This is a genomic window from Telluria beijingensis, assembly GCF_030770395.1.
GTDB classification, from domain to species: domain Bacteria; phylum Pseudomonadota; class Gammaproteobacteria; order Burkholderiales; family Burkholderiaceae_D; genus Telluria; species Telluria beijingensis.
On sequence record NZ_CP132480.1, the window covers coordinates 1,967,105 to 1,982,246 of the forward strand.

General features: G+C 66.6%; 9 protein-coding genes. 2 read left to right on the forward strand and 7 right to left on the reverse strand.

Features of this window, described 5'->3' with window-relative positions; genetic code table 11:
• Positions 1-7 precede the first annotated feature (7 nt).
• Positions 8-1,858, reverse strand: coding sequence for a glucokinase (locus Q9246_RS08780; RefSeq protein ID WP_306398121.1), 1,851 nt, complete (start codon positions 1,856-1,858; stop codon positions 8-10).
• A complete protein-coding gene (locus tag Q9246_RS08785; RefSeq protein WP_306397044.1) occupies positions 1,858-3,495 on the reverse strand; it encodes an alpha-glucosidase in 1,638 nt (545 codons plus the stop codon). Before Q9246_RS08785 ends, Q9246_RS08780 begins: the two co-directional genes overlap by 1 nt.
• A gap of 257 nt (positions 3,496-3,752) precedes the next feature.
• On the opposite strand from Q9246_RS08785, the gene Q9246_RS08790 reads away from it, so the two are divergent.
• On the forward strand, positions 3,753-5,333 hold the full coding sequence (locus Q9246_RS08790) for a POT-type proton-dependent oligopeptide transporter (protein ID WP_306397045.1): 1,581 nt from the start codon (positions 3,753-3,755) through the stop codon (positions 5,331-5,333).
• Between the two features lie 121 nt (positions 5,334-5,454).
• Positions 5,455-8,175 carry an alpha-1,6-glucosidase domain-containing protein gene (locus Q9246_RS08795; RefSeq protein WP_306397047.1) on the forward strand — a complete coding sequence of 907 codons (2,721 nt, stop codon included), beginning with the start codon at positions 5,455-5,457 and terminating at the stop codon, positions 8,173-8,175.
• 164 nt (positions 8,176-8,339) lie between these two features.
• On the opposite strand, the gene Q9246_RS08800 is transcribed toward Q9246_RS08795, so the two are convergent.
• The 5 genes from Q9246_RS08800 to Q9246_RS08820 form a co-directional block, all read right to left on the reverse strand.
• On the reverse strand, positions 8,340-10,337 hold the full coding sequence (locus Q9246_RS08800) for a sensor domain-containing diguanylate cyclase (RefSeq protein WP_306398122.1): 1,998 nt from the start codon (positions 10,335-10,337) through the stop codon (positions 8,340-8,342).
• Positions 10,338-10,477: 140 nt separating this feature from the next.
• Positions 10,478-11,617, reverse strand: coding sequence for a glycerophosphodiester phosphodiesterase (locus Q9246_RS08805; protein ID WP_306397048.1), 1,140 nt, complete (start codon positions 11,615-11,617; stop codon positions 10,478-10,480).
• 72 nt (positions 11,618-11,689) lie between these two features.
• Complete coding sequence (locus Q9246_RS08810) at positions 11,690-12,073, reverse strand: VOC family protein (RefSeq protein WP_306397049.1); 384 nt, start codon at positions 12,071-12,073, stop codon at positions 11,690-11,692.
• A gap of 10 nt (positions 12,074-12,083) precedes the next feature.
• Complete coding sequence (locus Q9246_RS08815) at positions 12,084-13,949, reverse strand: glucokinase (RefSeq protein WP_306397050.1); 1,866 nt, start codon at positions 13,947-13,949, stop codon at positions 12,084-12,086.
• 205 nt (positions 13,950-14,154) lie between these two features.
• Complete coding sequence (locus Q9246_RS08820) at positions 14,155-15,141, reverse strand: alpha/beta fold hydrolase (RefSeq protein WP_306397051.1); 987 nt, start codon at positions 15,139-15,141, stop codon at positions 14,155-14,157.
• Position 15,142: the final 1 nt, after the last annotated feature.

Consider the following 15,142-nt stretch of genomic DNA (forward strand, 5'->3'; position numbering starts at 1 on the left):
CGTTCATTCAGCTGTCCAGGTGAGAAATCAGCAGCCGGCGCGGGTCTTGCCCCGACTCCGGCCCATGCTGGCCATCGACCGAGATCCCCACCGCCATGATGTCGATCAGCAGCAGCTGCAGGATGCGCGAGATCATCGACAGGAAGCTGGTGCTGTCCTCGGAGTGATCCACCGCCAGGCACACGCTGGCCTTGCGCGCCAGCGGCGACTGGCTGTTGCTGATCGCGATCACGTCGGCGCCGGCGGCGCGCGCGATGTCCACCGCCTGCAGCAGCTCGGGCAGGCCGCCCGAATTCGAGACCGCGATCACCACGTCGCCCGGCCCCAGCAGGCCGGCGGCCAAGGTGAACAGGTGGGCATCGCCATACAGCGCGGTCGGAATGCGAAAGCGGAAGAACTTGTGCTGGCCATCCAGCGCCACCGCGCGTGAATTACCGAGCGCGTAGAACTCGACCCGGCGCGCCTTGCTCACCAGTTCGATCGCGCGGTCGAGCGAGCGCACGTCCAGCTGGTCGCGGAAGCGCAGGATCGCCGACACCGTGTTGTCGATCACCTTGGCCGACAGGTCGTGGGTACTGTCGCTCATCCGCACCTGGCTGTGGCGCACCGGGATGGCGCCGGTCAGGCTGCTGGCGAACTTCAGCTTGAATTCGGCCAGGCCCTGGAAGCCCAGCGAACGGCAGAAGCGGATCACGGTCGGCTGGCTCACATCCGCCAGGCGCGCGATCTCGGCGATCGGCTCGTTGAGCACCGTGCGCGGATGCTCGAGCACGAGCGTCGCCACGCGCGCCTCGGCCGGCGACAGCTCTTGCCGCAGCTGGCCGATGCGCTCCATCAGCGTGTTGGCGCCGCTGCGGCCGCGCAGGTGCTCGGCCAGAATGGTCGCCACGCCGTGGAAGGCGGGGTTCGGCGTGACGATCACATAGGTCGGGATGTTCGCCAGGTAGTCCGAGAACCGCCCCTTGGCCTCGAAGCGGGTGCGGAACGGCGAACGCGCGAACCATTCGCCGAGGCGCGGCACGATGCCGCCGCCGATGTACACGCCGCCGAAGGCGCCCAGCGTCACCGCCAGGTTGGCGGCGGCGCCGCCCAGCATGCCGCAGAAGCATTCCAGCGTCTCCAGGCACAGCGGGTCATTGGCGTCGAGCGCGCCGGCCACGATAGCGGCCGCGCTGCGAGCCTCGGCATCGACGCCGTTGCGGTCGGCCAGCGCGCGGTAGATCACTTCCATGCCCGGCCCCGAGATCAGGCGCTCGTTCGAGACGTGCGGCCATTCGCGCCACGCGTACTGCAGGATGGCGAACTCGCGCTCGTCGGCCGGCGCGAAATTGACGTGGCCCCCTTCGCTGCCCAGGGTCACGAAACCGTCCGCGGTCGGGATCCCGCCCGACACGCCCAGGCCCGTGCCCGGCCCCAGCACGCCGATCACGGCGCCGGGGACCGGCGTGCCCGGCCCGACCTGCATCAGGTCTTCGCTCGCGAAGCCCGGCAGCGCAGTGGCCAGCGCGGTGAAGTCGTTGACGATCAGGAGGGTCGACAGGCCCAGCTCGCGCCGCACCGCGTCGGTCGAGAACTCCCAGGCGCGGTTGGTCATGCGCACGTAGTCGCCATTGATCGGGTTGGCGACCGCGAACGCGCCGTGGTGCATCCGCACGTCTTCATGGTCGCGCAGGTAATGGCGCAGCAGCGGGACAATGCCCGCGAAGTCGTCGCAGCGCAGCACCTGGACCGAGCGGAATACGCCCGGCGCGGTCTGCAGCGCGAAGCGCGCATGGGTCGCGCCGATGTCGGCCAGCAGGCGCGGTCCGTCGGCGAACGCGGTGCGCGCGAACTTTTCCGGCTCCTGCTGGCCGCCCATCATGCGGCCCTCGGCAAGGTGCCGAACCAGGCGCCGTAAGGCGGCAGGGTCACGCGGCCGGCCTGGGCGCTGCCTGGCAGGCCGACGTCCAGCTGCGATGCGCCATCGCTTGCCGGCCAGTCGAAGCTCACTGGCGCGTTCGACAGGTTGAAGGCGGCCAGCACGCCCGGATGGCCATCGAGGTCGCGCCGCAGCGCCAGCACCGGTTCCGGCGCATCGATGAAGGCGATCTCGCCGCGCGTCAGCTGCGGCATGGTGCGGCGCAGGGCGATGAAGCGGCGCTGGAAGTTCAGCATCGAGTCCGGATCGCGGTCTTGCAGGTCGACCGCCGCGGCGGCGTGCGAGGGTTCCACCGGCAGCCATGGCTTGCCCTCGGTGAAGCCGGCGTGGGGGGCGTCGGCCTGCCACGGCATCGGAGTGCGGCAGCCGTCGCGGCCCTTGAACTCGGGCCAGAAGGTGATGCCGTACGGGTCCTGCAGCAGTTCGAACGGCACGTCGGCTTCGTGCAGCGCCAGCTCGTCGCCCTGGTACAGGCAGGGCGTGCCCTTGAGCGACAGCTGCATCGCCAGCACCATCTTGGCGAAGTCGCGGGTGGCCTGCGGGCCGCCCCAGCGGGTCATCACGCGGATCGCGTCGTGGTTGCCGACCGACCAGGAAGCCCAGCCCTCTTCGACGCGGCGTTCGAAGTCTTCGACCTGGGCGCGGATATGGGCGGCCGTGAACACCGGGGTCAGGAAGTTGAAGCTGTAGGCCATGTGCAGCTTGTTCCCGCCCGCCATGTACTCGTTCATCTGGGCCAGCGCATCGTCCGAGCTGATCTCGCCGATCGAGACGGCGCCGAATTCGTCCAGCTGCGCGCGCAGCTTTTCCATGAAGGCGACGTTCTCTGGCTGGGTCTTGTCGTAGATGTGGGCCTGCATGCCGTACGGGTTCACGTCGGTCACGGTCGAAGTGTCGCGCACCAGCGCCGGCGGATTGCTGCGCAGCTGGCGGTCGTGGAAGTGGAAAACGCAGGCATCCATGCGCACGCCGTCGACGCCGCGCTCGAGCCAGAAACGCTGGGCCGCCAGGTGGGCCTTCTGCACGTCCGGGTTGTGGAAGTTCAGCTGCGGCTGGCTCACCAGGAAGTTGTGCATATAGTACTGCTTGCGGCGGGTATCCCATTGCCAGGCCGAGCCGCCGAACACCGACAGCCAGTTATTCGGCGGATTGCCGTCCGGGAGCGGATCGGACCAGACATACCAGTCCGATTTCGGATTGTCGCGGTTCGAGCGGCTCTCGACGAACCAGGGGTGGGTGTCGGCAGTGTGCGACATCACCTGGTCGATCATGATCTTCAGGCCCAGGCCGTGCGCCTTGGCGACCAGGCGGTCGAAGTCGTCCAGCGTGCCGAACATCGGATCGACGTCGCAGTAGTCGGCGATGTCGTAGCCGAAGTCGCGCATTGGCGAGGTGAAGAACGGCGACAGCCAGACGATGTCCACGCCCAGGCTCGCGATGTAGTCGAGCTTCTCGGTGATGCCGGCCAGGTCGCCGATGCCGTCGCCATTGCTGTCATAGTAGCTGCGCGGGTAAACCTGGTAGATGATGGCGTCGCGCCACCAGTTCGGATTCGTCGTCGTCGAGATCTGGGTCATGGCTGGTCCGTGGTTTGGAATTCTAGGCAATATACAGGACGCAACAAAACTTGACAATTCCGCCGGATTTCCCATTTTTCGCCTTTTATTCTTCTCTTTCAAAGACTTAAGAGGACGAAAACGTTTCCACCGGCGAAGTCTTCGTAACTAAACTACGTCGATATGTTTCTCATTTGTTTCGCAACAATATTTTTATTGCAAAGACATACGCCCTCGTCATAGCATCGCGTCTGTTTGACATTTCAAGGAAGCGGTCGATGACTGATCTAGCAAAACCAGGCTCCGGGCGCATGCCGCGGCAGATCCCCTACATCATTGCCAACGAAGGCTGCGAGCGCTTCAGCTTCTACGGGATGCGCAACATCCTGACGCCCTTCCTGATCACGACGCTGCTGATGTTCCTGCCGGAAGACATGCGCACCGGCGAAGCCAAGCACGTGTTCCACACCTTCGTCATCGGCGTGTATTTCTTCCCGCTGCTGGGCGGCTGGCTGGCCGACCGCTACTTCGGCAAGTACAACACGGTGTTCTGGCTCAGCCTCGTGTACTGCGCGGGCCACGCCTGCCTGGCCATCTTCGAGGACAACGTCAACGGCTTTTACTTCGGCCTGTTCCTGATCGCACTCGGCTCGGGCGGCATCAAGCCGCTGGTGGCTTCTTTCGTCGGCGACCAGTTCGACCAGACCAACAAGGACAAGGCGAAGGTCGTGTTCGACGCCTTCTACTGGATCATCAACTTCGGCTCCTTCTTCGCCTCGCTCCTGATGCCGCTGCTGCTGCGCGACTACGGTCCGGCCTGGGCCTTCGGCGTGCCCGGCATCCTGATGTTCATCGCCACCATGGTGTTCTGGAGCGGCAAGAAGAAATACGTACACGTGCCGCCGTCGCCGCCGAATCCGCACTCGTTCATGCAGGTGGCGAAGACCGCCCTGCTGGCGAAGGCGCCGGGCCAGGGCCGTCCGGGCCTGAACGTCGCCCTGGTCGGCGCCGCGGGCGCCGTGGTGTCGCTGGCGATGTCCGTGCAGTGGGGCTTCGTGATCGGCGCCTGCACCGCGCTGGTGCTCCTGATGGCTTTTGGCGGCATCGGCGCCTCGATGCAACTGGACCGCGCGCGCGGCGTGCATCCGCAAGAAGCGGTGGACGGCGTGCGCGCCGTGCTGCGCATCCTGATCGTGTTCGCGCTGGTGACGCCGTTCTGGTCGCTGTTCGACCAGAAGGCCTCGACCTGGATCGTGCAGGCCAATGCCATGACCACCCAGGTATCGATCCTGGGCTGGAGCTTCGACGTGATCCCGGCCCAGATGCAGGCGCTGAACCCGCTGCTGGTGATGATCCTGATCCCGGTGAACAACCTGCTGCTGTTCCCGCTGCTGCGCAAGCTCGGCATCGAACCGTCGCCGCTGCGCCGCATGACCGCCGGCATCGTGCTGTCGGCCGCCGCCTGGATCGTGGTCGGCAACCTGCAGGTCGCACTCGACGCCGGCGATCCGGTCTCGATCGCCTGGCAGATCGCGCCGTATGCGCTCTTGACCCTGGGCGAGGTGCTGGTCTCGGCGACCGGCCTTGAATTCGCCTACAGCCAGGCCCCGGCCTCGATGAAGGGCGTGATCATGGCCCTGTGGTACCTGGCCGTCACGGTCGGCAACCTGTGGGTGCTGATCGTGAACGCGAGCGTCAAGAACGAAGCGGTGGTCGGGTATATCGAAGGCACCGGCATGGGCGTCATGGCCGCGCAGATGTATTTCTTCGCCGGCTTTGCACTGCTGTCGGCGCTGGTGTTCGGCTGGTATGCGACGCGCTACAAGATGGTCGATCACTATCGCGGGACTGCCGCGTAATCCTGCTGCATTGAACGTGGGGTGGACGGCTTGCCGTCCACGCGTTCAACTCCCTTTCAACTGCCAACCATGGCGGTATTCGCCTGGCGCCTGAACGCGTGGACGGCGAAGCCGTCCACCCATGCGCAAACTTCATCTCGCCCTCGTGGCGGCTTCTTTCTCCACGACCGCCTACGCGGCCGTTCCTCTCGACACCTGCGACAGCACCGGCTTCCAGCAGATCCTGCACGCCAACGGCGAACAGCTCGACGCGCGCGCCGTCTGGCTCGATGCGCGCCTGGTGCGCTGGCCCGGCGCCGCGCTTGATGCGCGCTATCGCCTGTACCACTCCCCTACCGGCGCGATTGTCGCCAAGGCAGGCGGCAAGGTCGCCGGCGCCGCGGGTTCGCTGAAACTGGACATCTCCACCACCGCCGTGCCGCAAGCCGCGGCCGAGCGCTTCAAGTGGGTCGCGCCTGGTCCGACCCTGCGCGTGGCGGACGGCGACGTCGCCCGCCTGCCCGCCCTGCACCGCGAACAGCTGGTGCTGGTGCAGGAAGACGCCAGCGGCGTCGTGCTCGCCGCCACCCGCATCCAGTCGGCCGGCGCGCTCGACGCGCTGTACGCCGCCGCCGAAGGCATTCCCGACCTCGGCGCCACCCCAGGCGCGAACAAGACCGGCTTCAAGCTGTGGGCGCCGACCGCGCGCCAGGTGGCGGTGTGCACCTATGATGGCCCGACAGCCAAGGCGAATGCCGTGCACGCGATGAAGCTCGACGACAAGACCGGCGCCTGGATTACGGGCCTGCCGCGCGACCTCTCTGGCAGCTACTACAAGTACGCGGTCGACGTCGTGGTTCCGGGCGCGGGCCTGGTGCGCAACCTGGTCACCGATCCGTATTCGGTGAGCCTGAATGCCGACTCGAAGCGCAGCTACGTCGCCGACCTCGACGCGCCGAACCTCAAGCCGGCCGGCTGGGACCAGACCCGTCCCCCGGCCACGGTGCAGGCCCAGACAGATATGGTGATCTACGAGCTGCACGTGCGCGACTTTTCGCTGATCGACGAGACCGTGCCTGGCCCCAAGCGTGGCAAGTACACCGCCTTCTCCGAGACGAACTCGAACGGCATGAAACACCTGCGGACGTTGGCGCAGGCCGGCCTGACCGACGTGCACCTGCTGCCGGTGTACGACATCGGCAGCATCCCCGAAATTGGCTGCGCGCAGCCGCAGCCGAGCGGCGCACCGGACGGCGAAAGCCAGCAGGCGCTGATCGGCAAAACGGCCCACACCGACTGCTTCAACTGGGGCTACGACCCGCAGCACTTCAATGCGGTCGAGGGCAGCTACGCCAGCGACCCGCAGGATGGCGCGCGCCGCATCGTCGAGTTCCGCGAAATGGTGATGAACCTGCACCAGGCCGGCCTGCGCGTCGGCACCGACGTGGTGTACAACCACACCTTCATCGCCGGCCAGGAAGAAAAATCGATCCTCGACCGCGTGGTGCCGGGCTACTACCACCGCCTGGACGCGAAAGGCGCCATCGAGACCTCGACCTGCTGCTTCAACACGGCCACCGAGAACACGATGATGGCCAAGCTGATGATCGATTCGTCGGTGCTGTGGACCCGCCACTACAAGATCGATTCCTACCGCTTCGACCTGATGGGCCACCAGCCGCGCGCGGCGATGGAGCGCCTGCAGAAAGAAGTGAACCAGGTCGCCGGCCGCCACGTGCAGCTGATCGGTGAAGGCTGGAATTTTGGTGAAGTAGCCGATGGCGCGCGCTTCGTGCAGGCCTCGCAGCTGTCGCTGAACGGCACCGGCATCGGCACCTTCAGCGACCGCGGACGCGACGCCGTGCGCGGCGGCTCGCCGGGCGACTCGGGCGAGATCGTGATCCGCCAGCAGGGCTATATCAACGGCCTGGTGTACGACCCGAACGCTCTCGGCGGCGAAGCCAGGCCCGAGGCGCTGCTGCGCGCGGCCGACCTGGTCCGCGTCGGCCTGGCCGGCTCGGTGCGCAGCTATCCGCTGCAGACTTACGACGGCAAGGTGCGCCAGTTGCAGGACATCGTCTACGGCGGTAATCAACCGGCCGGCTATGCCAGCCAGCCGGCAGAAAGCGTGAACTACGTCGAGAACCACGACAACCAGACGCTGTACGACATCAACGCGCTCAAGCTGCCGGTGGCAACCACCGCCAATGAACGCGCGCGGGTGCAGGTGCTGGGCATGGCGATCAACGCGTTCAGCCAGGGTGTGGCCTATTACCACGCCGGCACCGAAGTGCTGCGCTCGAAGTCCCTGGACCGCAACAGCTTCAATTCGGGCGACTGGTTCAACCGCCTCGACTGGACCTACCAGGACAACTTCTTCGGCACCGGCCTGCCGCCCGCCGCCGACAATGCCAAGGACTGGCCGCTATTCAAGCCGCTGCTGGCCAATGCCGCGCTCAAGCCGGCGCCAAGCGACATCGCATTCGCGCGCGACGCCTTCCGCGACCTCTTGACCATCCGCAGCAGCTCGACCCTGCTGCGCCTGCGCAGCACCGACGACATCAACGGGCGCCTGCGCTTCTTCAACACCGGCCCGGAGCAGGTGCCGACCGTGCTGGCGGCCTGGATCGACGGCCAGGGTTATCCGGGCGCGAACTTCGCCGGCCTGGGTTATCTGGTGAATGTGGACAAGAAGGAGCACGTCATCAAGGACGCGACTTTGCGCGGCAAGAAGCTGCGCCTGCATCCGGCGCATACCGCAACGGGCGCGGCCGACAAACGCGCGCTCGAGGCGCGTTTCGATAGCGCCAGCGGGGCCTTCACGGTGCCGGCGCGTACGGCCGTGGTGTTCGTGGACGACTAGGACCGACCCGCCACTCGTGGGGTGGACGGCTCCGCCGTCCACGCGTTCAAACGGCGTTGACCGGCCCGTGCGCGGCTTATCAACCGTCAACCATCACCGCGTGGACGGCGAAGCCGTCCACCCTACTTCGTGACGACCGCGGCCAGGCCGGCCGCATCACCGCATCAAGCCGCGTCCAGCACCAGCGCCTCGGACAGGCGCGCGATCGCGAAGGTATTGCGCCCCATGTCCTTGGCTTCGTACAGCGCGCCGTCGGCCAGCTCGCCGATCGCCTGCGCCGTGACGCCCGGCGCGTCGGCCAGGCCGATGCCGATCGTGGTGCGCACGGCAATCGCCTGGCTGCCGACGATGAACGGCGCTTCCATCGCCTGCATGATCTTCTTGGCCACCAGCTCGACGTCGCGCGGCGAGCCGACTTCGTCGAGCAGCACCGTGAACTCGTCGCCGGCCAGGCGCGCCACCAGGTCGGAGCTGCGCACCACGTTGCGCACGCGGCGCGCGAACTCCACCAGCACCATGTCGCCCACCGCGTGGCCGTGGCTGTCGTTGATCTGCTTGAAGTGGTCGATGTCCAGGTACAGCAGGGCGAAGGCGCGCTCGCGCTGCGGCGCGCGCTGCACCGCCGCCTGCAGTGCCAGCTCGAACTGGCGCCGGTTCGGGATGCCGGTCAGCGAATCGGTATGCGCCAGCGCATGCAGGTTACGCTCGTGCATGCGCGCCGCGGTGGCGTCGGTGGTCAGGATGTAGACGCCCACCACCTTGCCGTCGCGCAGGTGCGGCAGGAAGGTCGAGTGCACGATGCGGATATGCTTCTTGCGCACGATGTCGTGCTCGCACTGCGAGGCCTTGCCTTCCCAGGCGTCCTTCAAGGCTTCCTGCTGCTGCGCTGAATACTCCTCGCCGAAGGCCTCGACCATGGTCTGGCCCACCACCTGCTCGGGCGCCTTGCCCAGCCACGACTGGTGCACCGCGTTGGCGAACACGTAGCGGTGGTCCTGGTCGAGATGCGCGATCAGCACCGGCAGATTGTCGGTAATCGTGCGCAGCCGCTCTTCGCTCTCGGCCAGCCGGTCCTTCGATGCCTTCAGTTCGGTGATGTCCTTCATCGCCACCACCGCGCCCAGCGTCTTGCCCTGGGCATTGCGCAGCGGACGGCCGCTGGCCATCAGCGTGAACGGCTTGCACGCATGCGGCGCGATCACCATCGCGCCATCGTGCACCACCTCGCCCTTGAGCGCGCGCACCAGCGGCACCTCGTCCACCGCCATCGGCGTGCGGCCGTCGGCGTGGTACAGCGAGTAATACTGCGGCCATTCGGCTGGCGCCACCGCCTTCAGGTCGCGTCCATGGAACTCGCGCGCGGTGCGGTTGAACAGCGTCAGCCGGCCGTCGGCGTCGCAGGCAACCACGGCGACGTCGATCGATTCCAGCACCGCGTCCAGCAATTCCTGCTTTTCTTCCAGCTGCTGGCGGATGCGGATGCCGTGCGCCACCTGCTCTTCCAGCTCCACGGTGCGGGCAGCAATGCGGTGTTCGAGTTCGGTGTTGAGCGACTTGAGGGCCTGCTCGGCGAGCATGCGCGCGCCCACCGCCTTCATGTGATTCAGTTCGACCTCGACCAGTTCGGCCAGGTCCTTCAGCACCTGGCGCTGCTCGGCGCCGAAGGCGCGCGGCGCGCGGTCGATGATGCACAGCGTGCCCACCGCCTGGCCGTCGCTATACACCGGCTGGCCGGCGTAGAAGCGGATATGCGGCGCGCCCGTCACCAGGGCATTGTCCGCAAAGCGCGGGTCGAGCGCGGCGTCCTCGATCACCAGCATCTCGCGCGCCTCCACCGCGTGGCTGCAGAACGAGATCGAGCGCGGCGTTTCCTGCGCCTCGAGCCCGGTGCGCGACTTGAACCATTGACGGTTGGCGTCGACCAGCGAGACGAGCGCGATCGGCACGCCGAAGGTCATCGCGGCGAGCCGGGTGAAGCGGTCGAAGCGCGTCTCGGCGGGCGTGTCGAGGATTTGGAGCGCGGCCAGCGCGGCGAGGCGGGCCTGTTCGGTGTGTGCGTAAGTGACGATGATGGTGCTCTTCCAGTAACCGGGTCCAGGGCGGCGGGTCGAGGCCGGGATAGTCGACAGGGACGCCGGGAGTGGGGGCGACCACGGCGAAATCTTACATTGGGTTCCTAGCGGAAACTACTGTTTCCGGAGCGAGCGTTGCGTGGCGCAGACGCTTTTATGCCGAGGCACGATGAATCGTCCTTACAAGCGTGTCATAAGATTTCCGTACGGCATTTAGTGATGAAAATCGGTCATCGCCTATGTTGCCTTATGGCATCCACAGCCTTCCGTCCGGTCGCCGGATCGTCGGTGAAGATGGCGTCCACGCCCGCCTCCAGGTAGGCGCGAATCTCGCCTGCGGCATCGCCGCGCTGGCTGGGCGAGTCGGCCGGCGCAGCGCGTAGCGCGGGCGGCAGGAAGGGATTCTCGGGCCGCATGGTCCACACATGCACCGCCAGGCCGGCGGCGCGCGCATCGTGCACGAAGCGCGTCGGCGATCCCAGCTCGCCGGCCGCGTCGCGTGGGATGACGATGGTCTTGTACGGCGCCACCACGTCGGCATAGCGTGCGATCTCGCGCAGGCCGTGCGGCGTGATCATGTCGGCATACGTCAGGCCGCTGCCGGCGGCAAGCGCGTCGTACGGCGCCTCGGACGGCATGCTGACCAGCTGCACCAGGCGGTAGCCGGCCAGCGCGCGCAACTCCTTCAGATTGCCCACTTCGAAGGACTGGATGAACACGGCCGCGTCCCGCCCCCGGTAGCCGTTCGCCGCCAGCACCTCCACCAGGCGCGGCTCGAGCGCCAGGCCGATCGACTTGAAGTAGCTCGGGTGCTTGAGTTCTGGGACCAGGCCGATGGTCTTGTTGCGCGCGCGGCCTTCGCTGTCGACCAGGTCGACGATCTCCTGCAGGGTCGGGATGGCGTATTTGCCATCGTGCGCCGCGTTGGCCGGGCGGTTGGCAGGAATCCGTTCGCGGGCGCGCAACTGCCGCAGTTCGGCCAGCGTGAAGTCTCCGGTGAACCAGCCGATCACCGCCACGCCGTCGATGGTCTTGCTGGTCTTGCGGTCGGCGAACCGGGCGAGGTCGGCGACATTGGTGGTGCCCGAGATCTCGTTCTCGTGGCGCGCTACCAGCACGCCGTCGCGGGTCGCGACCAGGTCGGGCTCGATGCTGTCGGCGCCGTCCTCGATCGCCTTGCGGTAGGCGGCCAGCGTGTGTTCGGGACGCAGGGCCGAGGCGCCGCGGTGGGCGATGACGCTGGGCGAAGCGGGCCAGGACGGGCCCGGGTTCTTCAGGTCGTGACCAATGCTGGCGCAGCCGCTTGCCAGGATCGCCGCGAAGATGCAGCCGACGATACGCAGCGATAGTGCATTGACAGGAACCAGCATGGAATACCTCCGATCGTCAGGCTTGACCGCATTGTCATGGCCTGGCATGACACCGGCATGACACTTGACGTTTCAGATGGTGGCCGGTCCCTTGGCCACGGCCTCGATCCGATGTCCATCCGGATCGACCAGGAAGGAGGCGTAGTAGTGCGGGCCGTAGTCTTCGCGCAGTCCGGGCCTGCCGTTATCGGCGCCGCCGGCCAGCAGGCCGCCCGCATGGAAGGCATCGACCGCCGCCCGCGTCGGCGCGGCGAAGGCAAGATGGAAACCGGCGCCGGGCGGCGCGGCATCGTCGCGCTGCTTCAGGCACAGGATGTCTTCGTCGTCCGCCACACCGTAGCCGATCGCCTCGTCGTCTTCGAACACGCGCCGCCATCCCAGCGCGCCAAGCGCACCGTCGTAGAAGCGCGCGCTGGCATGCAAGTCGCGCACGCCCAGCGACAGGTGATGGATCATGATGGCCCCTCTAGATATCGAGGTGCGAGATCAAGAGCCGGCGCTGCTCGATGTCGGCCTGGCTGCCCTGGCTGCCCTCCCCTTGCGCGCCGAGCGAGATCCCGACCGACATGATGTCGATCAGCAGCAGTTGCAGGATGCGCGAGATCATCGACAGGAAGGTGGTGCTGTCCTCGCTGTGGTCGACCGACAGGCAGACGCTGGCCTTCTTCGCCAGCGGCGACTTGCTGCTGGTGATGGCGATGACGTCGGCGCCTTGCGCGCGCGCGGTGTCGACCGCCTCCAGCAGGTCGGGCAGCTGGCCGCCGGTGGAGATCGCGATCACCACGTCGCCCGGTCCCAGCAGGCCGGCGGCCAGGTTCAGCAGGTGCGAATCGCCATACAGCGCGGCCGGGATCCGAAAGCGGAAGAACTTGTGCTGGCCGTCCAGCGCCACCGCGCGCGAATTGCCCATCGCGTAGAACTCGACCCGGCGTGCGCGCCGCAGCAGCTCGATCGCGCGGTCGATCGCATGCACGTCGAGCGCGTCGCGGAACTTCAGGATCGCCGACACCGTGTTGTCGATCACCTTGGCCGACAGGTCATGCGTGCTGTCGGTGACCCGCACCTGGCTGTGGCGCACGGGAATGGTGCCGGTCAGGCTGCCGGCGAATTTCAGCTTGAACTCGGCCAGGCCCTGGAAGCCCAGCGAGCGGCAGAAGCGGATCACGGTCGGCTGGCTGACATCGGCCAGGCGCGCGATCTCCGCGATCGGTTCGGACAACACCTTGCGCGGATGGTCGACCACCAGGCTCGCCACGCGCTGCTCGGCCGGCGACAGCTCATGGCGCAGCTGCTGCACCCGGTCCATCAGCGTGTTGGCGCCGCTGCGGCCGCGCAGGTGCTCGAGCAGGATCGCCGAGACGCCGTACAGGGCCGGATTCGGCGTCATGATCACATAGGTCGGGATCTGGGCGATGTAGTCGGTGAAGCGGCCCTTGGCCTCGAAGCGGGCCCGGAACGGCGATCGTGCGAACCACTCGCCCATGCGCGGCACGATGCCGCCGCCGATGAAGATGCCGCCAAAGGCGCCCAGGGTCACCGCCAGGTTGGCGGCGGCGCTGCCCAGCATGCCGGCGAAGGTTTCCAGCACCTCGAGGCAGAGCGCATCGCCTGCGTCCAGCGCGGCGGCCATGATCTCGGCGGTGCTGCGCGGCGGCGCTTCGACACCGTTGCGTTGCGCCAGCGCGCGGTAGATCAGTTCGACGCCGGGGCCAGAGATCAGGCGTTCGTTCGACACGTGCTTCCATTCGCGCCAGGCGTATTGCAGGATCGCGAATTCGCGCTCGTCGCTCGGCGCGAAGTTGACGTGGCCGCCCTCGCTGCCGAGGGTCACGAAACCATCGATGGTCGGGATCACGCCCGACACGCCCAGGCCGGTGCCGGGACCGAGCACGCCCGACACCGCATGCGTCTGCGCCTCGCCACCGCCGACCTGCAGCAGGTCCCTGGCCTGGAAGCCGGGCAGCGCCATCGCCAGCGCGGTGAAGTCGTTCACGATCAGCAGCGTCGACAGGCCGAGTGCGCGGCGCACCTCGTCGGTCGAGAACTGCCAGTCGCGGTTGGTCATGCGGATGAAATCGCCGCTGATCGGATTGGCCAGCGCGAAAGCGGCGTGATTGATGCGCTGGTTCGGGTGCCCGGCCAGGTAGGCGTGCAGCAGCGGCACGATGCCGTCGTAGTCGTCGCAGCGCAGGACGGTAACCTGGCTCAGGACGCCGGGCCCGGTCTCGAGACCGAAGCGCGCGTGGGTGGCGCCGATGTCGGCCAGCAGGCGCGGACCGTCGGCGAAGGCGGCCCGCGTGGGTTTCGGTTTGGTGTCTGGATCAACGGTCATCGTGTAAGGATACCATTGAACGAATTGCAAGAGAATGGGGTTGCCGGTAGCGCCCTGGGTAGTGAGCAAGCCTTGGGTACCCGCCTTCGCGGGTACGACGTATCAGGGTTGCGGCTGATGGAAACCATCGCGGTCCGCTACCCAACAACGTCGTACCCGCGAAGGCGGGTACCCAAGTTCTTTCACTGAAGCCGCAGCGCCGCGATCAGCGCACCAGCCCCTCCAGCAGCGCCTTGTGGAACTGCGCCGGTTCCTGCATCTGTGGCGCATGTCCCATCTCGGGGAAGGTCACCAGCTTCGATCCGGGAATCGCCTGCTTCGTCTGCTGCGCCAGCACCGTGTAGTTGCCGAGTTTCGGCCGGATCTCGGCCGGCGCCGCATCCTTGCCGATCGCCGTCGTGTCCTTCAGTCCCATCAACAGGAAGGTCGGCGTCCTGATCAACGGGAATTCATGGATCACCGGCTGGGTATAGATCATGTCGTAGATCAGCGCCGAATTCCAGGCCACGATCTCCTTGCCCTTGCCGCGGTACATACCGGCCAGCATCTGCACCCAGACTTCGTATTCAGGCTTCCACTGGCCGTTGTAATAGGTAGTGCGCGAATATTCGCGCAGGCGCTCGGCCGAGGTCTTGAGCTCGCGCTCGTACCACTTGTCGACGCCCAGCGACGGCACGCCCAGGTTCTTCCAGTCTTCCAGGCCGATCGGGTTGATCATCACCAGCTGGTCGGTCAGCTCGGGATACATCAGCGCATAGCGCGTGGCCAGCATGCCGCCGGTCGAATGGCCGATGACGATCGCCTTCTTCACGCCGATGGATGCCAGCAGCTTGCGGGTATTGTCCGCCAGTTGCTGGAAGCTGTACTGGTAGTGGCGCGGCTTGGTCGACTTGCAGAAGCCGACCTGGTCGGGCACCACGACGCGGTAGCCGGCCTGGCTCAGCGCCTTGATGGTGCCGTCCCAGGTCGCGCCGCAGAAGTTCTTGCCGTGCATGAGCACCGCGGTGCGGCCGTTCGGCTTGGCCGGCTTGACGTCCATATACGTCATCTGCATGTCGACGCCCTGGGATGTGAAGCGGTATTGCTGCGTCGGTTCAGGGTATTTGAACTCTTCGAGCTCAGGTCCGTAGACCGGCTCGGTCGACGCCTGCGCGAGGACGGATGCGGGCAGCAGCGCGAAGGCTAGACTCATT

What these genes read in the sequence shown, in the direction of transcription:
- Q9246_RS08780 (WP_306398121.1), bottom strand. Translation starts at nt 1,858, where the DNA reads ATGGGCGGCCAGCAGGAGCCGGAAAAGTTCGCGCGCACCGCGTTCGCC.
- Q9246_RS08785 (WP_306397044.1), bottom strand. Translation starts at nt 3,495, where the DNA reads ATGACCCAGATCTCGACGACGACGAATCCGAACTGGTGGCGCGACGCC.
- Q9246_RS08790 (WP_306397045.1), top strand. Translation starts at nt 3,753, where the DNA reads ATGACTGATCTAGCAAAACCAGGCTCCGGGCGCATGCCGCGGCAGATC.
- Q9246_RS08795 (WP_306397047.1), top strand. Translation starts at nt 5,455, where the DNA reads ATGCGCAAACTTCATCTCGCCCTCGTGGCGGCTTCTTTCTCCACGACC.
- Q9246_RS08805 (WP_306397048.1), bottom strand. Translation starts at nt 11,617, where the DNA reads ATGCTGGTTCCTGTCAATGCACTATCGCTGCGTATCGTCGGCTGCATC.
- Q9246_RS08810 (WP_306397049.1), bottom strand. Translation starts at nt 12,073, where the DNA reads ATGATCCATCACCTGTCGCTGGGCGTGCGCGACTTGCATGCCAGCGCG.
- Q9246_RS08815 (WP_306397050.1), bottom strand. Translation starts at nt 13,949, where the DNA reads ATGACCGTTGATCCAGACACCAAACCGAAACCCACGCGGGCCGCCTTC.
- Q9246_RS08820 (WP_306397051.1), bottom strand. Translation starts at nt 15,141, where the DNA reads ATGAGTCTAGCCTTCGCGCTGCTGCCCGCATCCGTCCTCGCGCAGGCG.